At 42.1% G+C, this 23,870-nt stretch carries 16 protein-coding genes and 1 other RNA gene; 13 read left to right on the top strand and 4 right to left on the bottom strand.

Translation table 11 applies throughout. From position 1 onward, the window contains the following. Positions 1-15 precede the first annotated feature (15 nt). Positions 16-1,128 (top strand): hypothetical protein, encoded by a 1,113-nt coding sequence (locus tag PH_RS04285; protein ID WP_010884997.1) that lies wholly within the window; start codon positions 16-18, stop codon positions 1,126-1,128. On the opposite strand, the gene PH_RS04280 is transcribed toward PH_RS04285, so the two are convergent. Then, the gene (locus tag PH_RS04280) at positions 1,109-1,534 is read right to left on the bottom strand and encodes a DUF365 domain-containing protein (protein ID WP_048053254.1); all 426 of its coding nucleotides are present in this window, start codon (positions 1,532-1,534) and stop codon (positions 1,109-1,111) included. The two genes, PH_RS04285 and PH_RS04280, sit on opposite strands and share 20 nt — an antisense overlap. 59 nt (positions 1,535-1,593) lie before the next feature. On the opposite strand from PH_RS04280, the gene PH_RS04275 reads away from it, so the two are divergent. From PH_RS04275 to PH_RS09580, 5 genes are all read left to right on the top strand, one after another. Then, positions 1,594-4,584 (top strand): DUF1156 domain-containing protein, encoded by a 2,991-nt coding sequence (locus PH_RS04275; protein ID WP_010884995.1) that lies wholly within the window; start codon positions 1,594-1,596, stop codon positions 4,582-4,584. After that, entirely contained in the window at positions 4,581-7,898 is a 3,318-nt protein-coding gene (locus tag PH_RS04270) for an ATP-binding protein (protein ID WP_010884994.1), read from the top strand. The genes PH_RS04275 and PH_RS04270 overlap by 4 nt, the downstream gene beginning before the upstream one ends. After that, positions 7,898-8,326, top strand: a complete 429-nt coding sequence (locus tag PH_RS04265; RefSeq protein ID WP_010884993.1) for a hypothetical protein — start codon at positions 7,898-7,900, stop codon at positions 8,324-8,326. Before PH_RS04270 ends, PH_RS04265 begins: the two co-directional genes overlap by 1 nt. Next, positions 8,323-11,145 (top strand): DEAD/DEAH box helicase, encoded by a 2,823-nt coding sequence (locus PH_RS04260; protein WP_048053253.1) that lies wholly within the window; start codon positions 8,323-8,325, stop codon positions 11,143-11,145. Before PH_RS04265 ends, PH_RS04260 begins: the two co-directional genes overlap by 4 nt. Further along, positions 11,146-11,203: C/D box small nucleolar RNA (locus tag PH_RS09580), an RNA gene on the top strand. A 20-nt stretch (positions 11,204-11,223) separates the two neighbouring features. Here the strand turns inward: PH_RS09580 and PH_RS04255 are convergent. Beyond that, positions 11,224-12,669: a hypothetical protein gene (locus PH_RS04255; protein WP_010884991.1), complete on the bottom strand. Its 1,446-nt coding sequence runs from the start codon at positions 12,667-12,669 to the stop codon at positions 11,224-11,226. 102 nt (positions 12,670-12,771) lie between these two features. On the opposite strand from PH_RS04255, the gene PH_RS04245 reads away from it, so the two are divergent. Further along, positions 12,772-13,674, top strand: a complete 903-nt coding sequence (locus tag PH_RS04245) for a hypothetical protein (protein ID WP_010884990.1) — start codon at positions 12,772-12,774, stop codon at positions 13,672-13,674. A 65-nt stretch (positions 13,675-13,739) separates the two neighbouring features. Here PH_RS04245 and hypF read toward each other — a convergent pair whose 3' ends face one another. Next, a complete protein-coding gene (hypF, locus tag PH_RS04240; protein WP_010884989.1) occupies positions 13,740-16,061 on the bottom strand; it encodes a carbamoyltransferase HypF in 2,322 nt (773 codons plus the stop codon). A 91-nt stretch (positions 16,062-16,152) separates the two neighbouring features. Then, entirely contained in the window at positions 16,153-17,010 is an 858-nt protein-coding gene (locus PH_RS04235) for a cation diffusion facilitator family transporter (RefSeq protein ID WP_048053568.1), read from the bottom strand. Between the two features lie 137 nt (positions 17,011-17,147). Here PH_RS04235 and PH_RS04230 point away from each other — a divergent pair, with 137 nt between their 5' ends. The 6 genes from PH_RS04230 to PH_RS04205 all read left to right on the top strand — a co-directional run bounded on the left by PH_RS04230 (position 17,148) and on the right by PH_RS04205 (position 23,849). Then, complete coding sequence (locus tag PH_RS04230; RefSeq protein ID WP_010884987.1) at positions 17,148-17,420, top strand: hypothetical protein; 273 nt, start codon at positions 17,148-17,150, stop codon at positions 17,418-17,420. Continuing rightward, positions 17,417-18,562, top strand: a complete 1,146-nt coding sequence (locus tag PH_RS04225) for an MFS transporter (RefSeq protein WP_010884986.1) — start codon at positions 17,417-17,419, stop codon at positions 18,560-18,562. Before PH_RS04230 ends, PH_RS04225 begins: the two co-directional genes overlap by 4 nt. A gap of 73 nt (positions 18,563-18,635) precedes the next feature. Beyond that, positions 18,636-19,100 (top strand): 4Fe-4S dicluster domain-containing protein, encoded by a 465-nt coding sequence (locus PH_RS04220; protein ID WP_197524202.1) that lies wholly within the window; start codon positions 18,636-18,638, stop codon positions 19,098-19,100. Continuing rightward, a complete protein-coding gene (locus PH_RS04215; RefSeq protein ID WP_231833724.1) occupies positions 19,084-20,907 on the top strand; it encodes an aldehyde ferredoxin oxidoreductase family protein in 1,824 nt (607 codons plus the stop codon). The genes PH_RS04220 and PH_RS04215 overlap by 17 nt, the downstream gene beginning before the upstream one ends. A 6-nt stretch (positions 20,908-20,913) precedes the next feature. Next, a complete protein-coding gene (locus PH_RS04210; protein ID WP_010884983.1) occupies positions 20,914-22,659 on the top strand; it encodes an aldehyde ferredoxin oxidoreductase family protein in 1,746 nt (581 codons plus the stop codon). Then, positions 22,656-23,849 carry an NAD(P)/FAD-dependent oxidoreductase gene (locus PH_RS04205; protein ID WP_010884982.1) on the top strand — a complete coding sequence of 398 codons (1,194 nt, stop codon included), beginning with the start codon at positions 22,656-22,658 and terminating at the stop codon, positions 23,847-23,849. Before PH_RS04210 ends, PH_RS04205 begins: the two co-directional genes overlap by 4 nt. Positions 23,850-23,870: the final 21 nt, after the last annotated feature.

Below are 23,870 nucleotides of genomic sequence, written 5' to 3'. Positions count from 1 at the left end.
ATTGGAGGCACTTGCATGGATGAGCTGGATATTAAGTTCGCAGTCTTTGTAGTCATTTTCATTTTAATTGGAGCTTACTTCATCGGAATTCCTGAGTCGAAAGACAAGGCGGAACCTCCCTCCCCATATGTATACCCAAAAGAATACATTGAAGAGATGAGGAAACAGTTTTCTCTAGTAAATTTCAGCGGACTTACTACCGATGGATCATTAATACCGCAGATAAACTCTCTTTTCTCAGAGCTTAATAGCACAAGGAAATGTAGCATTTTGATTGGCGATATGGAGAAGGATTTTTATTCAGGTAGAATTTACACGTTCGTTCCAACTTTTGCCTACCTAGTAGCTGACAAGATAGAATGCAATGACATTAAGGGAAACGTTAGCCTGGCTTTGAGTGAGGTAAAAGGGTTACTAAATGAAATAAGGGAAATTGAAAGAACAAGGGGACAGTCTCCATGGTTAACCGTCGCGGAGCTTTACTTGGGGTGGTCCCAGAACCCGAACATGACATCAGTAAGAGCAGCACTCACAATGGAGTACCTCATCCCCTTCATTAAGGAGCACATAGATGGTAAATATGTGAGAATAAACTTTAACCTCTCTAACATCAGCGAGACCAGGAGGAAAATCATAGAGATGGAAGAGGCTTTAAAGAATGATAAAACTCAAAAAACCGGCTTAGTAATCCTTGCCTTGGCCTGGCTAAACATGTCAGAGGAGAGTTACAATAGGGGAGAAAAATCCCTAGCCCTGTGGTACTATTCAGTTGCACTTGCATACCTTAACTTGACGGAATCAAAGTGGGCCAATGCTCCTCACCCATATTTCATTGGGGGAGGGCTTCAAAGTGAGAGGGATGTACCGTACAACATAACAGGTATTAGGGAAGAGGTCTACAGGAGGGCCCTTGCTTTTGCAAAGAAAAAGGGTAAAGGGCCTTATGCAGAGCTATTGTCCAACTATGTCCTCCTTGAGCTTAGGGAGCTTGACACTTATACCCTTCCAAAGCTTTCTAATCCAAACAATCCCCTCCTAAAGTACTATCCCTACGCTACGTATGAAGCGTATCTACGCCTTTTAGGTATGGTAATGGCTTTGGAAATTTTCAGCTCGTACTTTTCCTAATCTCCTCGTACTCTTTCTCATCCACGTACCTTCCAGAGACAACGATAAACTTCTTTGGCTTTACAACCCTGGGATACTTCCTGATGTTCCTGAGCACGAGAACCATCCATGGCCTCTTTCTCCTCCCAGAACCCCATCTGCTTCTCTCCTTATCGTACCTCCTCAACTCCTCGGGGGTTAGGAAAAGCTTATCCCCGTACTTCTTTATTATCTCCTCCACGTTGGTGTAGTGTTCAACCCTCTCAACCTCTGCTTCCCCATGCCACCCTTGATTTTCCCTGGAAGCGTAGAAGATAACCTTCATTCCCTCTTCAACCTTGAGCGTTGCCGGCTTCACGAAGACGTTCTTTCCCTCGAATATCCTATTTAGGTACTCCCAGGGAACTGGAAACGTCACCGCCTTCATAAAACTCCCCAAATGATTTATAACTCCAATTAAAAATAAATGTTTCTGGTGCATATAGAATGGAGAAGAGGTTGATTGAGAGTCCCAATTTTCCAATTGAAGAGGTTAATGAAAAGAGCCTGAAGGAGAAGGGCCCAGGGAGGCCCCCTTACTGGGAGATGGTATTCTGGTGGACTAGGAAGCCATTGATAGGGGCAAGGGCTATAATAGCGGCCTCCCTTCTCCCAGAAGATTACGACGTCAATAAGTTTAAATCCAAGATAAGGCTTAGCGAAGGCCATAAAGCTAACCCAGAGCCAATGTTTAGGGGGAAGAAGCTCCTCGATCCTTTTGCCGGGTTTGGCTCAATCCCACTCGAAGGTTTAAGGCTTGGCCTAGATGTTACCGCAGTCGAGCTCTTACCCACTGCATATATCTTCCTCAAGGCCGTCCTTGAGTATCCAAAGAAATTTGGGAGGCAATTAATCAGGGACGTGGAGAAATGGGGAAACTGGATAACCGAGCAGTTGAAGAACGACCCCGAGATTAAGGAGCTTTATGACGAGGATGTAGCCGTTTACATTGGAACCTGGGAAGTTAAGTGCCCTCACTGTGGGAGGTGGACTCCAGCCGTGGGAAACTTCTGGCTTGCCCGAGTTAAGGATGGAAAGAACTACAAGAGGCTCGCTTACATGAAGATAGATCCCAATGGGGAGGTAAGAATAATTGATCTAAATGAGATATTCGCAGATGTCTCTGGGGCCAAGGTAAGCACGGAGAGGGGAGAGATAATCCTGGAGGGGAAGGGATACGTGGAGAAGGTCAAGAAGGCTATTGAAAGGGGGAAGCTCAAAGAGGAGGACGTTGAAATAGAAGGAGACAAAGTCGTTTTCAAAGTTCCAAGGCCGAATATAGAGGGTAGGAAAAGCCAGCTTGTTTGCCTATCATGTGGTAACGTGATTAAGTATGCAGATGAAGAGGGAAATCACTACATTGAAAAGCCTAAGGGAAAGAACGTGGACTTCTATGTGAAGTTCGCTCTGAGGAAGTATCACGAGGGGAATGAGAGGTTTGCAAGGCAAAGATTGCTCGTGAAGGTGAAGGTTAAAAACAAGGATCTGATCTTCGAGCCTGCAACGAGGGAAGACAATGAGAAGCTCTGGAAGGCGAAGGAGAAGGTCAAGGAGATGGTTGAGAAGAAAGACCCTGATGTACCGACTGAGAAAATGCAACCCTATGGTGGAGCTACTCTTGGAGATATTTATAAGGTGTTCATCAGTTGGAATAACCTATTCAACCCCCGCCAGCTCCTCACGCTGATTAAGATTGTGAGGCTGATAAGAGAAGTGGGCAAGAAGGTCGAGGAGGAGAAAATTGCTGAGGGCTGGAGCAAGGAGAGGGCCTTTGAATACGCGGAGGCCGTGGCAACGTATTTGAGCATTGTTCTGGTCAGGTTAATGAACTTTAATTCAATATGTACTTCATGGTATTCTGGATCTCTTTTGACAAATAAAATCCAGTCCTCTTTGTCATTTAGAGGAATTGCAATGGTATGGAACTGGGGAGACACTAATATCCTTTATGAGGAGGGAAATTCATATTCTTTCAGAAAAAGTACTGAATCTGTCTTGAGGGCTCTCCAGTACCTCACCTCAGCCCTCTCGTCCTCCCAGAAAACTCTCGCGGACTTCACGGGCAACTCCATTAAAGTCCTCCAGGGCGATGCAACCTCTCTCAACCTCGGCGAGAAGTTCGACGTCATCGTGACCGATCCACCCTACGCTGACGACGTCCCCTACACGGAGCTTTCCGACTTTTACTACGTCTGGCTGAAGAGGGCTTTGAGCGACGTTGAGAACGGCAAACTCGTTCCAAGGTTCCACAGAGAGGCGTTCTTCAAGAGAATTGGCCCTAAGTGGGTCGAAATAAAGACGCAGTGGCAAGAGTTTGCCAAGAAGGAGGTTTCGATGTATCCAGCGAGGTTTGATGGAAAGTCAGGCAAAGAGGCTAAGGAAATCGCCTCAAAGCACTTCGAGAACCTCTTCAGCCAGGCATTCGTGGCCATGAGGGAACACCTCAAGGACGATGGAATACTAGTTACTTACTACGCCCACACCGACCTAGAGAGTTGGATTACCCTGATAGAAGCCGGATGGAGAAAGGCAAAGCTCCAAGTGACGAGGGCCTTTCCCCTGGGAACGGAGTCATCCCAGAGAGTCACCGCCAGAGGAAAGATGGCCCTTGACACTTCAGTAGTAGTTGTTTGGAGAAAGAGGAATGAAGAGAAGGAGGTTTGGGTAGGTGACATTGAAGAGACCTTAACAGAGGTGGGAATGAAGAGTGCCAAGGAATTCATTTCCCACGGTTACCACAGGTTGAATCTCCTCTATGGTGTAATGGCCTCAGTTCTCTCGGAAGTTACAAAGTATAAAGCAGTAAAATCCCCAAAGGGAGAGCTGAGCGTGAGGGAAATCTTGGAGAAGTACGTATATCCAGCGACGATTAGGGGAATAGTGGGGGCTATAACTGAAGATGTAAAAGCTGAAACGCTCTCAAGAGAGGGGATATTCTACACAGCTTATAAGGTGCTCTTTGGAAACGCAAAGGTTTCGCCGAATGATATAATACTACTAAACCTAGCTACGGCCGTAGATTCTTCAAGTCTTCAAAAGCTGAGAATTTTGAAGAGAGTAAATAGCGAGATCACCCTATACTCTCCCGACCTTCTAGGTAAGAAGGCCCTAGATGCTAGGGAACTTCAAAAGTTCCTTAAGGAAAGGGGTGCGGAAAAGTATAGAAACTCCATAGATGTTCTTCACGTGCTTGAGCACGCCTCTCTCCTGGGGGCTTCAAAGGTCAGGGAGACGATTGAGGAGCTAAAGAGTAAAATGGAAGTGAACGAGGCAATTTCTATTGCAAAGCTCGTAGCTTCCTATTATAAGAGAATTTATTCCTTAACCCTGGGAATTAAAGATGAGAAAGAAATAACAAAGAGGTTAGAGAAAGACGGCCTTTATGAGGTTATTCTTATGGAGAGACTTGTCAAAGCTGTTAGGGGTGAAATGTTATGAAGTTTGGAAAGCATGAAGTTTGGGAAGACGTTTTGGATGAAAAGCTTGATGAGGAAGTGGCTCCAGAATTGTACAAAATAGTGGAAGGAAATGCTCCTACAATTTACCTCGATTCAGTTGAGTTCTTCAAGAGAACTTACTTCACATCTTCCATAGTTGAGATTTTGGAGAAAGTGATAAAGACGCTAAGGGGAGATGAAAAGAACAATGTTATCTTAATATACTCTTTATTCGGTGGAGGTAAGAGCCACACTCTATTGAGCGTATACCACGCTTTAAGGAATCCACGAGCGCTCAGAGAAAAAGAGGTACTGGAAGGCCAGAGAAGAAATATCAGGGAAAAGTTGGAAGAGTTGAGCTATCTTGCCGAAAACATCAATGCGAGGATAATCATTGTACATGGTCAAACAAACATTGGACAGCCGAGCACACCACTTAATGGAAAGATTAGAACCGTCTGGGGTTACATAGCACACTCCCTGGGAAAGTACGAGCTCGTGGAAGACTATGACAAGAACTTGACTGTTCCTCCAATAGAGGTTTTGGTAAAGCTCTTCCAGGAGGAAAATGTCCTCCTGCTCATAGATGAGATTGCTCACCACGTGCAAACACTTTCAAGGAGCGCCAATGAGGAAGATAGGAATTACGCAGAGAATGTTGCAAACTTCCTCCACAACTTAGCGAAAGCGTTAACCGTTACTAGGAGTATTATGATACTAACCCTACCAATGGAAGGTGAGGGGAAAGTCGAGGATCTATACGACAGGAAGACCGTCAACAGCATCTGGAGTGCGGTAACTAAGGTAGCTGGACATAACCTTTACTCCCCAATGAGAACTGAGGGAAGGGAAAACGAGCTCATTGAGGTTTTGAAGAAGAGGATATTCAAGAGGATAGATGAGGGGGAGAAGGAGAGAGTTTTGCTCAAGCTAAGGGAGGTTATGAGCAACAGAGAGATATTTGGAATATCCTCAAGTTTCCTTGAATCCCTCGAAGCTAGCTATCCCTTTCACCCTGAGTATATAGAAGTGCTAAGAAACATAATAGAGAGGACTAGCCTCCAGAGGACTAGAGATCTCATAAAGATTACGAGGATAGTTGTGAGAAAACTCATCAACGCTCCCCCTGAGATAATAATGCCTTATCACATAGACCCCGAGGATGAAGCTATAAAAGGGCTTTTCTTTGGGAAAAGGACAACTTTCGCAGATTACAAGACTGTTTTTGAGGTAGATATCAGCGAGGAGAAAGTTAAAACCCTCTCAAATCCAGAACTGGGGAAGATAATATTAAGGTATATATTCCTCAAGACTTACCCGTTTGACAGTCCACGTCCACACCCAGGATTTCCAACGCCAGAGAGTATTGCTAGGGGGGTTTACGAGCCGGAGACCTTCGAGAAGAACAATTGGCTACCAGCAGATATAAAGGACACTATAGAAGAGATAGGAAAAAGTGTGAAGTTCATGTACCTTGCAAAGAAAGACAAGACGTTCTGGTTCTGGAGGAGAGCCAACGTAAGTAAGTTTGTTGAGAGCAAGGCGAGGGAGCTCATTGAAACCAGTTATGGAGATGTTTGGCTTTCCCTTGTGAAGTACGCTGATAAATTCATTAGGGAAGGGAAAAGCCTGAGGAGGAAAAGGTCTTCTGAGGGAGAGATACCATTTTTCAAGAAGAATATGATTATAGTTACGAAGGATCCCCAGGAGTTGAGGGATACTCCGGAGTACAAGCTCGAGGTTATTGTAAGGGATGACGTAAGTAGGGATACGCTAGAGAGGCTAATATTCTTTGAAAACACCTCGGCTAGAACGTACAGGAACACCGTGGTGGTCTGCTACTTGGCTGAAAAATCGTTAGATACACTAATAGAACTCACGGCAAGGGTCCTTGCCTGCGATGAGGTGATGAAGGAGATAAAAGCCATATATGGTAAGTTTGGTAAGGATGTTGAGGAGATACAGAAAAACATGGTTAGGGAGATTATGGAAAAAGCCCTTGAGGATCTGGAAAATCAGTTCATAATTTCATTTAAGCACGTAGCTTACCCAGAGGGTGACAAAGTAAAGATCGTGGATGCCCCAGCCTCCTCAAGGTCGGTAGTTGAGAATGTATATTCAGCTCTCGTATCAAGGGGTAAAATAGTAGAGGAAGAGGCCGACTTTGAGTGGCTTAGGGATGTTCTTGCAGAAGTTGGGATAGACTTCCCAGGAAGGGGATACACATTCTCAGAGCTGAGAAATGTGTTCAGGACTAATCCGAGGTTACCCATGATAGCTGATAAGGTACTAACAGAAATCATAAGAAAGGCCGTGGAAAAATTAATGATTGGAATTGAAAGGGGTGGAAGGATATTCTTCAAGAAGATTTACAAGGAGATACCAAGCGAAGAGGAGAAAGGCCACCCCCCGGCTAATATAGAGGTAAAGGATGTAATACTGCCCAGAGAGGTAGCACTTCAGAGGCAATTGTGCTCCCTACTAAATGAAGAAAAAGACCTCATTGCGGAAAAGAACGGTGAGAAGTACCGGATTAAAGTTTGGTACGAGATTCACATACCAGAGGAAAACCTTGCGATACCGTTGAGGAGCATAGTGGGAGAGGAATGTGAAGTAAAAGAAGACCTGAATAGAATACTCTGGGGATACATAGTAGAAAAGAGAGAACAAAAGAAAATTATGGAAGGAGAGTTCGAAATAAGTGTTAGTAGGGCAAGCATAACGGGTAAGCCGGGAGAAGAGGTTGAAGTTGAAGTAACGGTGAAGCCGATAAGCGATGACGAATTCACAGTGTCCTTATCATCGAGCTTTGGGAAGTTAGAAGTGGATGAAGTTGAGCTTAAGGGCGGGAAAGTCAGGGTTAAGTGGAGAGGGAGGATTCTGAAGGTTAAAAGGGAGGTCGTCATAAGAGGAAAGAGCAACAAAGGAAAGGAAGCAGAAGCAAAAATACTTCTAATTCCAAAGTTGGAGGATGTCATAGAAGTTAAAGAGATAAAAGAAGAACACAAAGGATATTTACTACTCTCAGTTCACTCCATTAAAGATGTGGACTCTCTAGACAGGATAGAGTTCAAAGGAAGTGCTAGCGGAAGCCTTGAATTTGAGGAACCACTATGGAGAACCGAGTTCCAGGATGTTGACTTGGAAGTTTTCAAGCACATAGTAAAGGAAATGAAGGAATTCTTTGAGAGCAACCCAACAATCAATGTTGACGTTGTTGCGAGTGAAGAAGTTGTCATAAACGACCTGGTGATTGAGAAGCTAAGACCACTATTTGGAAAGGTAAAGTTTAGGCTCAAAAGGAGGGAAAGCTAATGGGAATGAAGTATTTAATAAAGCTGAAGTACATTAAGCCCGTTCAACTAGCGGTAAATAGAGAGCAGAAGCTCGCCGAATTTTATCCAATTTTTGAGGACGGTACGCTAGGGAAAGTGGAAGCAAAGGCCAGGGTATTTCTACCGGAATATTCCGATTTTGCCAAGGGACTTGGGTTTGAAGTAAAGAAGAGAAGAATGACAACTGAGAATGACTACGCCTACCTAAGGGCCATGATCTATGGAGTAGTCATGGGCGTTCTTAGAAACCCAGGGGATTGGGAGAGGCTCGAGGAGAGAGTCCTCGAGATGGAGCCCATTGAGCTCCGATACTGGGCTTCAAAGTTTAGAAATGTTTACTGGAAATACAAGAACATGAGGAGGCTGATGTTCCTCGCCAGAAGGTTCATGGAGGTTGAGATGATTTGAGATGGTTGATTAGGGATGTTATACTTCACAACCCTCACCTTTTTGTTTATTCCTATTCTGATAAAGGCATTATTCCTTTCAAGCATCAGTTCCAGACCCTCTATCATGCCATGCTTATAAGGCCAGTGAGGCTCATGATTGCGGATGAGATAGGCCTCGGAAAGACAATACAAGCCCTCTTAATAGCAAAGTATCTCGATCTCAGGGGGGAGATTAAGAAGGCCTTGATAGTTGTTCCGAAAGTTCTTAGGGAACAGTGGAGAGAAGAAGTCAAGAGGATTCTAGAGGAAGCACCAGAGATCATAGATAGGGGGATTGAAATTGAAAGGAAGCTGAGAAGGCCGAGGAAGTATTTCATAATATCAATAGACCTAGCAAAGAGGTACACCAAAGAGATAACCAGCCAGGATTGGGATTTAGTGATAGTGGATGAAGTTCACAATGCTACCTTGGGAACACAAAGGTATGAATTCCTCAAAGAGCTAACGAAGAATAAGAATCTAAACGTAATCTTCCTTTCAGCAACCCCGCACAGGGGAAATAACAAGGATTACTTGGCGAGGCTTAGGCTACTCGACCCAACGCTTCCTGAGGAAATATCTCCAACAAACGAAAAGAAGCTTTATATGAGGACAAGGGGAACGCTCGTTCTAAGGAGAACTAAGAAAGTTGTTAATGAGCTTGAAGGAGAAGTATTTAAGAAGTGCCACTTTGGGGCTATTGTCGTTGATGTTAGCGATGAGGAGAGGAAGTTCTTTGAAGAATTGAATAGAGCACTATTCGAGTTAGTTAAGGATCAAGCGGATTACTCTCCTTTAACCCTTCTTGCAGTCATAATTAGGAAGAGGGCATCCTCCAGCTATGAGGCGGCCCTAAAAACGCTGACAAGAATTGTTGAAAGCTCTCACAGAGGTAGGAAAGAAAAGGCAAAAGGGATCGAGGAATACGTTGAAAAGATATTTAGAATGGGATATGAGGAACTTGAAATAGAGGAGTTTGAGGAGATAGACGATGCGATACATAAAATAATAGATGAGTATAGGGGGTTTCTGGACGAAAGACAACTCGAAAAACTTAAGAGGGTTTTAGAGCTCGGAAAGAAAATCGGCAATAAGGATAGTAAGCTTGAAGTTATATCGGATATAATCGCCTACCACATTAGAAAGGGAGAGAAGGTAATAATTTTTACTGAATTTAGAGATACGCTCGAATACATACTTGGAAAGCTACCTGGCATCTTAAGGGAAAGACATGGTATTTTACTGGAAAGTGATGATATTGCAAAGCTCCACGGGGGTATGAAGTCTGAGGAAATAGAGAGGGAAATTAAGAAGTTTCACGAAAGATCAGACTTGCTAGTTTCTACAGACGTTGCATCTGAAGGTCTTAATTTGCACGTTGCTAGCGTGGTGATAAACTACGAAGCTCCCTGGAGCCCGATAAAGCTCGAGCAGAGGGTAGGGAGAATATGGAGACTCAATCAGAGAAAGGAAACTAACGCGTACACAGTGTTTCTTGCAACGGAAACGGATTTAGACGTTCTAAATAACCTCTACAAGAAAATAATGAACATAAAGGAGGCCATAGGAAGTGGGCCTATTATTGGAAAGCCAATATTCAAAGGAGATTTCGAAAACTTGTGGAGGGAAGACGTTGAGGAAAGGAACGAGGAAGTTTCAGAGTATGAACTCATCCTTGCTTCAATTAAGGGACAACTCAAGGGTTATGCGGGGGCCTTAGTTAGAACCCTCAGGATATTGAAACAGAAGGTTGAAAATGCAGTCCCTGTAAATCCCGCGGGTAGTATAAAGAGAGAGCTGAGTTTAATTTTGGAGGATACCCCTGATATAGAAGTTTTAAAGGGGATCGTTGAGAAGAATGTCCCAAACCCATTTCGCCTGGTAAGAGCACTCTTAAGAGAGAATAGCAAAATTGAAGGAATTCAGGTCTTAGTCAAGGGATACAATGGTTCTATGGATGTGTACTATGTTCTATTTTACGACGAAGAGGGTAGGGAAGTTTATAGATATCCAATATTGGTTGAAAATGGAAGGTATTTTATTGGATTTAACATACTCCGGAGAATTAGCGAGGTACTAACCAAGGAGTACAAGATCGTCAAAGGGGTAAGCAAAGGTACCGATTATAAAGTTAGGACGCTGATCATGGACAGGGTCTATTTCCCCATAATAGGTAGGTATATGGATTACGAAAAGCTGAGCATTAAGAGGGATAGGCTTTTTAAGAGGATCAAGGTTGAGATAAAGAAGGTTCTTGAAATAAAAGGAGTTAGTGAGGGAGAATTCGAAATTATTAAGAGGGTTCCTGTTGAAATTGTAAAAGTACTGGGACTCGATTTTACCAATGTAGAGTTACCCACCGAGGAGTACATTAAGGCCCTTGAGAGAAATTTTGTTCCTCTGAACAAAATCCTTGAAAGTGAAAGGAAGGCCATGGAAATAGTCATGGAGCTGGAAAAGACTAGAGGATACAACGTTGAGGATGTATCTTTAAGGGAGCACTACGACATAAGAGCCTTTAAAGATGGAGAAGAGAAGTATATAGAGGTTAAAGGTCACTATCCAATGCTTTTTCTCGCGGAATTAACAGAAAAGGAGTATAAGTTTGCTCTAAAAAATGAGGATAAGTACTGGATATACATAGTTTCCAACATAGCTAGAGAACCCGTGATAGTTAAAATCTACAAGCCATTCTCCCAGGATAGAAAAGTGTTCATAGTAAAGAACGGAGAAGATGTTGAAGTTAAGGTTGATATTGAGGTAAATAAAAAAGCTAGGCACGTACTTAAGTTAGGTTAGAGCGATGATGTAGATTAGCCCCGACTGAGCGGTGATGAGGCTGGCCCATCGCTGAGTCCCAAAAAGAAAGATACTAAACTAAGATGTCACTTTACTCTCTTTGTGCTTCTGCTTTTTCTTCTTCCTTTCTTCTATCTTTGCTTTTACTTTCAATTTTAGTGTATCTTCGTTTGCTTCTCTTCCATCTGGTAATTTTTCAATTCCTAGAAGGAACGCTAGTACATCTGGAGAGATTAGGTAAGTTGAATACGGCTTGTTATACTCATAAAGGCCTAAATCCCTTAATTTGTTGAGGTAGTTTTTGACCTTTTGGATAAGCTTCTTTTCATCGGGAGCTGAAACTTCAAGCAGGGCAGCTATTCTCTTAATTGCCTCCCAATCTCTTGAGTAGACATAGAGGATGCCATTCTCAACTAGCGTTTTGAATATTAAGTGCCATTTTGAATTTGGAGTAACAAATTCTGAGATAACTCTATTTATGAAGATGTCTAGTTTGTCCTCCACTAGTTTTCCAAAAATCGTCGGGGAAGTTATTTTATCCCCGTTAATTGCTAGTAGCTTATAGTAAATATTTATAACAGCTCTCGGAGTTGGGAGAACTCTTGAAATTGCCATTAAAATGTCCTCATGAATTACTAAGTTGTATTTTTTAGATAATAATTCAAGATCCTCATAGCTCCATTTAATGTTAAACGTATTCAAAGTTTCTCTGGCTGGTTCTCTCTCTAAGGGGTACATTTCTGGATAATCTACGAGATTTGTTCCAAAAGCTTCGTTAAGTTCTCTTACCAGCCTCGGATTCATGGAGGCAGCCTCTCTAATTAGTTCTCTAACTGGTTTCGTTAGGACAAAACATATTCCTCCAGAGTACGCTTTTCCTCTTATCATCTCAAATAATCTACTGGAAAAGTCTACAAAAACCCTATAGCTTCTATCATCTTGAAGGACTCCACCAATCCAGACTGTTTCAAATTCATCGAAGAATATAAAGGGATAGTATCCAGCATAGTTAATCTCATTTAAGAATTTTATGAATGCTTCCACATTACTTTTTTCTGCCTCCTCATTAGAAATTTTCTCCCTAGCCGCTTTTAAAACCTCTAGAAACTCTTTCCATTTTTCTGGATTGTATCCACTTATTGTTGCTTTTGTTTTGTCCCCTCTATTAATAAAGGCCTCTATGCTTTCTATCAAACCATCTACAAATTTAATCAAGTCAAAATAGGACGTCTGGCCTAAATAAAAGTGCAGGGGTATAGTTCTTTCTAGCTCTTTCACTATTTTCTCTGATAGCTTTCTAACAAAGAATGTCTTTCCACTTCCATAGTAACCAAAAATTGCCATTGGGTAAAATCCCGACACACCATTTTCGACTCGCTTAATGCCTTTGAAACTTATGTCAATGAAATTCTTAATCCTACCGACAGGTTCAATTTTTTCTAAGGAATCTATAGGCGATTCTTCTGCCACCTTGGGAAGATAGATATTATAAGTTTGTTTATTAGAGATCTCCGTAGACATCATAGTAATTCACCTCATAATCAACTATTGTTATATCATGTTTTAAATGCTTTCCGATAAAGTTAAATTCATAGATATGGGAATTAAGAAAAAGGAGGGATACTAATGAAGGTAATAGGAATTAAAGAAGGTGCTTCATATCTAAAATCTTTAAAATCACTAAGAACTAAGAAAGGCTCCAAAAGACTTAAAGAAGTTGAGAAACTAGTTGATAGCCTAATGGAAGTTGCTCCCTATACCGCAGGAGGATCAAAAATAGAAGTAATAAAGAGAAACTATGCAAAAATAAGTGTCAAAAGAATTAAAACGGAATCAAAATCTAAAATTGGGATTTCAGGAATAAGGGGTACTATCTTACTGCTATGGAATTTTGGATTATTGGACGTAAAAATTATAGACAATTTCTGGTATGTGAGAAAAACTAAACTCGCCTCATTACTGGAAGAGAATTTTAAAAATCTGGATCCCTTAAATAAACTAAAGGTATATCTCCTAGGGGGAATATTAGTAGACACACCTGCACGCTTCGTTTATAGGTGTACCCTCTATGGAGTCGAAGACTATACCGGTGTAAAAAGGGAAATTTTGGGATACTTAACAAGTCCCCATAGTGATGCTCTTATTGTGGGTTTGTCTAACATGTTGGAAAGCATAAAGTTTATTGAGGAGGCCCAAGCTCATAGTGGAAAAAGAAAGTACGTTGGATTGGTAGATATAGCATTTTATGGTCTTTCAGGAATTTATTTAGATGTCAAGCATGAAGCAGGAAAGTTAATAGTTAAACCAAACTTCAGAGAACTGAAGACTCTATACGAAATTGATGAAAATGCAGCAATTGGATCTGATTATAGTTTAGGCATATCCCAGGAGATAATCACAAATCTAGCCAACGTAAAAAGGAGAAAAGAGATAGTTCCAAAAGAAGTTCAAGAATCGCTCGTGGATCTAATTAAAAAGAACAGGGATAATATATCCCAAGATCTACGTACCATGTATGGCATCATCTAAAGCTTTATTATGAATACCCATATTCAAAACTAACACTCGAGACAGATAGAAAGTAAAAAGACAAATTAAATACTCAAATCTTCCCTGTTTAAGTATCCCTCCAAGTACAACCCTCCCAGGAAAGCTTGTCCCACGTTGATTCCATTATCCCCCCTGGGAACTTCGTAGGTAGTTAAGAACCTAAGCTCCCTTCCCTCGACTATCTTCCTTATCGTCTTAACTATCAGCTCATTGTACCCTACTCCCCCTCCTAACACTACAGTTTTGACTCCAAATTCCTTAGCCTTCTCAACGCTAACCTCTGCAAATGCTCTAGCCAAGGCTAAATGAACGGAATAAGCTATATCCCTAGGATTTACCTTCCCCATTAGCTCAAGGACTTCCTCGAACAGCTCTGAAACCTTTATTTCCTCTCCCTCAATGGGAACAGTAAGATTTAGATCGTTCTTCCCTTGATATGCAAAGCTTTCAAGCTTCATTGCTGGTTCCCCCTCGTAGTGCCTCCTGTAGGAAACGTTTAAGAGCACTGAGAAAGCATCAAGCACCCTACCAGTTGAAGAAGCATAAGCAACGTTGATTCCACTGCTGAGTTGCCTCAGAATTACCTTGAACTCGGTCTCTCCATACTTTAGGCTCTTTATTGCGTTTGGACAGAACTCCCTTATTATTTTCTCAACTTCTTCAAAATCGTGGTTTAAGCTCAATATCCCAATTAAAGCTCTTAAGGGATAGTAACTCGCTAAATCCCCTCCTGGGAGTGGATAGTATTCTATATGGGCTAACCTCTCAACATCCTCATAGCCTAGGTATATTACTTCCCCACCCCAAGTTTTCCCGTCGGTTCCGTAGCCAACTCCATCCAAGGCTATTCCAACTACCTCCTCTAAGTTGTGCTCGGCCATTACAGAGGCTACGTGAGCATAGTGATGCTGAACTTGTAAAAACTCCGCCCCAAATTCCTCAGCAATCTCCATTCCCAGCTTTGTTGTGTTGTAACTTGGATGCAAATCTGCTACAACCAAATCTAAGCTATCAATCCTCAGAATCTTAAAGAAGTGCCTTATTGCATCCCTCATAAATTCTAAAACTTCTATCTTCGATGTATCTCCTATGTATTGACTTGGATAAACTTTTCCACTCTTTGAAACGCCAAAGGCATTCATGAGCCCGGCCCCAACCGCTAATCCCTTATATTCGAAAGGTATTTCTATTCCTAGGGGAACGAACCCTCTGCTTCTCCTGATTACAGCTCTCCTACCATCTACAAAGCGAACGACGCTATCGTCAGCTCTATTTGGAATTCTCCTATTGTGGAGTAAGAGGTAATCGGCAACATCCCTAAGCTTCTCAAAGGCTTCCTCGTTATCCTTTATCATCGGCATCCCCGGAAAGTTTGCAGAGGTCATGACGTAAACTGGAGTCTCGCTCCAGTGGAATAGGATGTAGTGGGTTCCTGCATAGGGTAGCATTACCCCTATTGTGTGAAGCCCAGGGGCAAGATTTTCAGGAAGCGGGAAGGGCTCCTTCTTCTTCAAAGCCACTATTGGTCTTCTATAGCTTGTCAACTCCTCTTCTTCCTCAGGAGAAACGTAGGCAAATGTTCTTATGGTCTCTAAATCCTTAGCCATAATAGCGAAGGGCTTTTGGGGCCTAAATATCCTCTTCCTAAGCTCAACCACAACATCTTCCCTTGTAGCATCGCAAGCTAAGTGAATTCCACCTATACCTTTTATTGCTACTATGTATCCCTTATCTATCAGCTTTGCCGCTTTTCTCAGGGGATCCCCAACTATCTCGTTTCCATCGTTGGTGTATAGCCTATAACTCGGCCCACATGTAGGACAGGCAACTGGTTCAGCATGGTACCTCCTGTTCAATGGATCCTCATACTCACTCCTACAGAACTCGCACATTGGGAACTCTCTCATTGCGGTATTCTCCCTATCGTAGGGAAGATCTTCAATTATCGTGAACCTTGGCCCACAGTTCGTACAGACGATAAAGGGATACATGTAACGCTTGTTTGTTGGATCAAATAGCTCTTTAAGGCAATCATCACAAATTGCTATATCTGGGGGAATAATTGAATCACCCTCTCCCTTCTTTTCCGTTGAACTTTTCTCTATGTAGAACCTGTCAAATCCCTGGGGAGGAATCTCTTCCTTCTCAACTTTATCAATTCTAGCAATGGGAGGCTTCTTCTTATATAAATCTACGAGAAAACCCTCTATATCCTCTTCATTCCCCTCTATAACTATCTCAACTCCCGCATCTCCCAGGTTCCTTACGAATCCTTTTAAGTTATGAGCGTGAGCTATTCTGTACACGAAGGGCCTAAATCCGACGGCTTGAACTATTCCCTGGACGTGAATTCTATATGCTTTCATTCTCTCTCCCAGATATTTTTCAGAATTTGGAACCTTTATAGGTTTCTAAAACCAAAAGTTGGAAACAGAAGGGAGATTTTTAACCTTAGGTTTAAGAGTACTCTTCGTTGCAAATCATGCTTTTCTCTTTGCACCTTCCTGTCTCAAGTTGAATAGTCACATGGGTTATTCCAAACTTTTTGAGCTTGTCTGCAATAGCATCTATAAGCTTTTGAGCTTCACTTAGAAGCATATCCTCAGTTTCAACGTGGCATTCAAAGTGAATTTCATTTTCTCCAACCCTCCAAGCATGAAAATGGTGCGCATTTCTAACCTTTGGAATGCTTTCAATTTCTTCCTTTATCTTCTGGAAATCTAAGTTAGGTGCGGCTTCCATGAGCACTTCAATGCTCTCTTTGAGGATTCCATAGCTTTCGTGGAGAATGTAGAGGGAAATTAACACGGTAATGAGAGGATCAATCCAAAAAACATTCCACTTTGTTATTGCAATGCCCCCAAGGACTACTGCTATGGAAGATAGGGAATCACTCACCAGATGCAGATAAGCAGAACGAATGTTCATGCTTTCATGTGCGTGCTCATGTAGAAGAATAACGGAAGCTAAGTTAGCAAAGAGTCCAATTAAAGCAACGAAGAGCATAAGAGAACCCTTTATTGGTTCGGGACTTTTAAACCGTTTATAGGCTTCAAAAATAAGGAAAAGAGATACACCAACAAGTACAGCGGAGTTTGCGAAAGCAACTAGAATTTCGGCCCTTTTATACCCAAATGTGAATTTTTCATTTTTCTTTCTTTCTCCTATTTTTATAGCAAAATAGCTTGCGAATATGCCCATAGAATCACTAAAGTTATGAAGTGAATCGCTTAGCAAAGCCAAACTTCCAGAAATAATCCCCCCAATAACCTCTGCTAGCGTTATACCTAAATTAAGGGAAAAAGAGAGCATCATTTTTCTTTTAAGATTCTCATAGTGAGTCACTTTGATCCCCCACTTTATGGAAGTGAAGTAATATAAAAAAAGTTTTCAAACATTAAGTAGTCAGAGCAAATTGGTAAAAGTCAAAATAATGTGGGCTGGCGATTGAAATGCCTTTCGGTTGTAAGAAAAAGAAAAAGATGATAAAGAAAGAGGAAGTTGAAGAAGAGGTTAAGGAGCTCCTTTCAAAGGCAAAGAAGGTAAAGAAGGGAGAGAAGATTATCCTATTGTATAATGAAACAAAGATTGGGAAACTAAAGGAGGATGTTCCACTTGATGAAGTTGATATCGATAGTGTCTGGGAGGGTCCTTTTGGCATTAAGGTCGAGCTAAGCTGGAGGGGAAAGTTTGTCGGTAGTTTACTGCTGAGGGATGAGTTATGAATAAAACCAAAAAACTCCTTAAGTTTGAATTTCTTGCCCAGGGGAGCCTTGGTGCTGCAGAAGGTCTAGCTGAAGCTTTCTTTGATGTGATAATCACGAGGATGGGAGCTTCTCCCTTTATAGTGGGCTTAGTGGGAAGTAGCTCTTACATCTCTAATCTTTTCTCCCCATTTTGGGCCAGAGTTTCACAGAGAATTGGGGTTAAAAAGCTAGTAATAATGTCATTCCTCTTCGCTTCGTTTTTCCTTTTTATGTTAGCATTTTCTGAAAGCATTTCTCTTTTTCTTCTTCTCATCTTCTTATATTATACCTTTTATGGAATTAAAGAGGTTCTTTACCCAACAATAGTTGAAAGGGTTTATATGGATCTTAGAATCCTGAGTCATGCAGAGGCAACGTACACTTTAATTTACACCATCACTGTTGGAATCGCTGGCTATATAATGGATGTAGAGAGCCATAGACTTGCCTTTATCTTAGCCTCAGGCTTGCTCATCATTGCAACCCTTTCTAGACTTCCATTTCCAGAGGTTAAAGACTGTGAAAACGAAAATAGGGATTTACCATATAGAGACAAACTGATCTTAAGCTTAGTACTAATGTTCATGATAGCTGGAACTGGAATGCTCATGATGCTTCCAGCAATTCCAATCTTGGAAGTTAGACTTCTCAATCTCTCCAACATGACAATTGGAATTGCAATAGCTATAGACAGTCTAACATATGTTATATTCTCCGAGCTATGGGGAAGGGTCATTAAAAAGCTGTCTCATGTAGTTAGGGTCTTTCAGCTTGGCTTTATAGCTATTGGAGCTATGGCGGGAATTTACTTTATGAGTACCTTACCATGGCACATTTATCTTGCAGGGGCTTTATGTGGGATAGGTGGTTCAGCGATCTCAATAGGATGGCAAGCTTTCTCAATGGGAGTCCCAGACTATAGGACGGAAGATCTTTCTGCTCTTCACTTAACAACCTGTGGAATAAGGGGGTTATATGCGCCACTTTTAGGGAGCTTCTTGATTAATCTTATTGGTGTTAGAAAGACCTTCATAGTTGCCGGTCTAATTGTTATAACTGGTGTTTTTATTGCAGAAGCTCTGATAAACCCCCTTAAGGAAAGATTTGAGCTGTTAGATTAGATTTCCCAATTTTGTCCATAACTTTTGGTTTTAAATATGAAAATGTTTTTATATGAAAAAAATTCAATACATAATGGTGAAAACAATGCCTTATTTAATAGTGCATGAGGATAAGTGCATAGGTTGTCATACGTGTGAAATGGTCTGTTCTCTAAGCCACGAGGGAATAGTAAACCCCGATTTATCCAGGATACATGTTATAGGATACAAGGGAGAGAAGTTTCCCATAATGTGCCTCCAGTGTGAAGACGCGCCATGTGAGCTTGTATGCCCTATGGAAGCAATACACATGGAAGGGAACATTAGAATTGTCGATGATGATAAGTGCATTAGATGCAAGATGTGCACCCTCGTCTGCCCCATTGGCGGTGTCCTATACGATTACATAAACAACAAGATGATAAGATGCGATCTCTGTGGAGGCGATCCACAATGCGTTAAATATTGTCCCATGAATGCAATAGAGCTTGTCCCGGATGATGCTGTTCCCGAGGCCAGGAAGAGAGGCGTTAGAATTCTCTATGGAGAGGCTGATTAATATGTTCGGCTACGCTGGAAAAATACTCTTTATAGATTTGAGCAACCACATAATCAATACTATTCCTACGGAGAAGTATGCAAAGGACTTTCTAGGAGGTAGGGGGATAGCGACCAAGATAGCTTATGACATTATCCCTCCTGATGCAAACGCCTTTGACCCTGAAAATGCTCTCATAATGATGACTGGCCCCCTTACTGGAATTGCACCGTCAAGTTCGAGAATAGACGTCGTATCACTCTCTCCGTTAACAAACCTACTCGGTGGAAGTAGTGCAGGTGGCGACTTTGGAGCAGCTCTAAAGTTTGCAGGTTACGATGGAATAGTGATAACGGGAAAGAGCAAAGAACCAACGTGTATACGGATTATAGATGATGAGATTACCTTTCATGATGCCGAAGCCTGCTGGGAGTATGACGTTTATGATACAGTTGACTGTGTAAAGAAGCTAGGAAGAGAAGATGTTCAGGTTGCATGCATAGGAAAAGCTGGAGCTAATCTAGTTAAAACTGCAGGAATAAGCTTTTCAAAGCGCAATCTTGCAGCGAGAGGTGGCCTCGGAGCGGTAATGGGAAGCAAGAACCTCAAGGCAATAGCAGTAGCGGGAACGAAAGGAGTTAAAATAAAGGACACAAATAAGCTTATGAAAGTAAATTTTGAAATTCAGAGGCGAATAAAAGAAAGTCCATCTTTTAAGAAGTATGAAAACTGGCATGCCAACATCTCTCTATCTCTACTAAAAGCGAGAAGGCCGTACTTTGGGGACTACGAGGAGGAGTTCTGGGAAGAAGCGGAAGAAGCTGCTAAAAACGCTAAGAAATTCTTTGAGGAGAAGGCCAGTCTAAGGCCTAGTAGTTGTTTTTCCTGTCCACTTAGATGTTGGGCTTGGGTAGAATATAAAGGAGAAGAAGCTCCCATGGTAGCCTGTCAGGGGACTTTTCCAGCAATAATCTTCATCCTTAAGATAAAGGATCCTGAACTAGCTTGGAAAGTCTATCTAAAACTTCAAAGAGAAGGGATGGATATAATGAGCACTGTAGCAATAATAGCCTATGCCTCCCGTCTCGGTCTTGTAAAGTTAGGGAGTGAGGATGTGTTAAACCTCATAGATAAGATAATTAACCGTGAAGGCCCAGGAAATATTCTAGCTGAAGGTATTAAGAGAGCGAGTGAGCATTTTGGTGTTCCTGCTGTTTACGTTAAAGGAGGAATGGAATCCTGGAGCAGCGACATAAGACCATTCCGAGGAGTGGCCTTGGCTGGAGCAGTCTCAGAGAGTGGGAGTATAAGTAGGGCCATCCATGGCTTTCCTGCTTCTTCGTACTATACAAAACCTGAGAAGGCCAAGAAGGTTGCGAAGGAGATAGTAGGTGACGAAAGTGCAGCAGAGCCAACCAACTACAAGGGAAAGGCTAAACTCGTTGCCTACTTCGAGAACGAACATATCATAGCAGATTCTCTTGGTGTCTGCGATACCCCAATGCTCTCCGTTCCCCTTGAACTGTGGGCCGAGTCCTTTACCGCAGCTACAGGGATAGAGATGAGCCCGGAGAAGCTTCATTTTTATGCCGAGAAGATAAGGACGCTTGAGAGAATGTTCAACGTTAGAAGAGGCGTTAATAGAGAGAAAGACACTCTTTCACCTAGGCTTTTTGAAAGTGTAATTCACTCAGGTCCCTGGAAGGGAGTTAAACTCGATCGGGAGAAGTTCGAGGAAATGAAAGATGAATACTACATGCTGAGGGGTTGGAATGAGAATGGGATCCCAACTGAGGAAACGCTAAAGAAGTATGGGCTTGAGTGGTGATGGAAAATGTTCGGATACACAGGAAAAATTCTCTTTATTGATTTAAGCTCTGGAACTTTTAGAATTGAACCTACCGAGAAGTACGCTAAAAGTTTCCTGGGAGGAAGGGGAATTGCTACGAGGATCCTCTACGAGAATCCCGATGCATTAATTTTCATGACTGGTCCATTGACTTCTTTCGTACCTTCGGGTTCAAGGATGGATGTTGTGGCAGTATCTCCCGTAACTGGATTAATTGGAGGGAGCAGTACTGGAGGAGAATTTCCCTCTGCTTTAAAATTTGCAGGCTATGATGGACTAGTTATTACAGGTAAAGCGGAAAAACCCGTTTACATAAAGATAGAAAATGATGAAGTTTCAATAGAAAGTGCAGAAGAACTTTGGGGCTTAAATGCTTTTGAAACGATAGACTACCTAACGCGTGGGCATTCTGATTTAAAGGTAGCATGCATTGGAAGGGCTGGCGAAAATGGAGTAAAGTTCGCTGGAATAGTATTCTCTCACAGGAATCTTGCCTCAAGGGGAGGTCTTGGAGCTGTTATGGGAGCTAAAAAACTCAAAGCAATACTCATTCATGGTACAAAGGGGGTAAATCCCTACAATCCTATTGAGCTGATGTCAGTCTTTGAGGAGATCCAAGAGAGCATAATAAGTAGTGGTGAGTTCCTCCGCTTCAAAGATTGGCATGTAAACTTCGTCCCAACGATACTGAAGCTTAGAATGCCCTACTTTGGAGACTACGAGAGAGAGTGGGAGAAAGCAGAAGAGGCTGCAATGAAAGCTAAGGAGTTCTTTGAGGAGCATACAATTGGCAGGGCAAGCTGCTTCTCCTGCCCCTTAAGGTGCTGGGGGCTAGTTAATTATGATGGAGAAACCCTGCCGATAAACCTCTGCCAAGGTACGTTTCCAGCGGCAACATTTATTTTAAAAATTGAAGATCCCGAGCTTGCTTGGAGGGTTTATAGAAAGTGCCAAAGTGAAGGCTTAGACATGATGAGCGCAACAGCAGTCATAGCCTATGCCTCACGCCTTGGAAAGGTAAAGCTCGGAAGTGAAGAAATTCTTGACTTCATAGACAAGCTTGTGAAACGTGAAGGAGATGGTGATATCTTTGCAGAAGGAATTAAGAGAGCGAGTGAGCATTTTGGTGTTCCTGCTGTTTACGTTAAAGGAGGAATGGAATCCTGGAGCAGCGACATAAGGCCATTCGTTGGTTCAGCCCTTATAGCAGCGGTTGCAGACTCTGGCAGTGTCAACCGCGCTCTCTACAGCTTCCCTGAGTTCTATTACTACATTAAAAAGGAGCAGGCAGAAATGGTTGCAACAAAATTTGTGGGAGATGTTGAGGCAGCCTATCCATGGAGCTATTCTTCAAGCAAAGTTAAGCTCGCTGTTATATGGGAGAATCTACACATCATAGCAGATTCTCTTGGTGTCTGCGTTATAGCACTGCTAACGACGCCTTTGAAATTGTGGGCAAGAGCATACAAAGCAGTTACGGGCAATAGCATTACAGAAGAAGACTTAATGACAATTGCAGAAAGGATTAGAACAATGGAGAGGAGTTTCAACTTAAAGTATGGAAAAGTAAAAGATGATCTCTCCCCAAGACTTTTTAGTGAGGAACCAAGACTTGACAGAGAAAAACTTGAGGAAATGAAGCGCGTTTACTATTCTTTAAGGGGATGGGATGAAAATGGTGTTCCAACTTCTGAAACTCTTAAAAAACTTGGATTGGGTGATCTGGAATGAGACACGTTATTATAGGTGCTGGAGGTGCTGGCACAGCAGCAGCAGAGACGATAAGGGCCAATTCTGAAGATGAGATCATCGTGATAAATAGAGAGAAAACTCTGCCATATTCTCCGGCTGCCCTTCCCTATTACATCGAGGGGAGCGTGAGAAGGGAAAAGCTCTTCATATGGGATTGGCATTTCATAAGGTCAAACAGTATAGACTACATTATGGGTAGGGAAGTTAAAAGAGTGGATACCGAGAGAAAGAAGGTAATATTAGACAACGGAGAGGAAATAGAATATGATAAGCTCCTAATTTCGAGCGGTGCAAAACCTCGTATAGTGCCTCAGTTTGATAGAGAGAATGTTATTGGGGTTAGAACACTTGAAGATGCTGAGAGGCTAAGGAAGGTTAAGGGAAGGGTCATCATAATTGGGGCTGGCCCAGTTGCCGTTGAAACTGCAATAGCGCTCAAGAAGATCGGAGCGGATCCCATAATAATCTGCCGTTCAAGGATTTTAAGAAGGCTTTTTGACGAGGATATTTCAAACATAATCAGGGATGTCATGATACTTAATGGCGTTAAAGTTCTATTCGAGAAAAGTATCGAGATTATTGGAGACCCAGCGGAGGGGATAAAAGCCCCTTGTGGCGTTATTTATGGAGATTTAATAGTTGCAGCACTCGGTGTTACACCTAACTTAAACTTTCTTGACGGTAAAATAAAACTTGGAGAACATGGAGGAATTCTTACTAATGAAAAAATGGAGACGAATGTGAAGGATGTTTATGCTGCTGGCGATTGTGCAGAAACAAAAGATGTGATAAGTGGACGCTACGGTATATTTGCAATATGGCCACTCGCAAGAGAGCAGGGGAGAGTGGCTGGTTATAACATGCTTGGACACGAAAAGCATTATCGTGGCTCCATAAATATGAATATTATAACGATCTTTGACAAAGTATTCGCTTCAATTGGAACTTTTATGGGGGCTAGAAAGGAGATATGGCATGGTTCTCACATAGCTAAGCTCTTTATAGAGAATGGAAGGCTAAATGGAGCGCAACTCGTTGGAAAATATGCCCTTCAATATGCAGGAACCATTGAGTATCTCGTTAGGACAAGAAGGCCTATCAGGATAGATTCAATTAGTGACACAAAGACCTTTATAAAAGAAGTGTGGAAGGCTATGAAAGGGTCATAGCTATATTTTTCTTATTTATTT

Source organism: Pyrococcus horikoshii OT3, from assembly GCF_000011105.1.
Lineage (GTDB): Archaea > Methanobacteriota_B > Thermococci > Thermococcales > Thermococcaceae > Pyrococcus > Pyrococcus horikoshii.
This window is presented reverse-complemented; position numbering and strand designations above follow the sequence as displayed.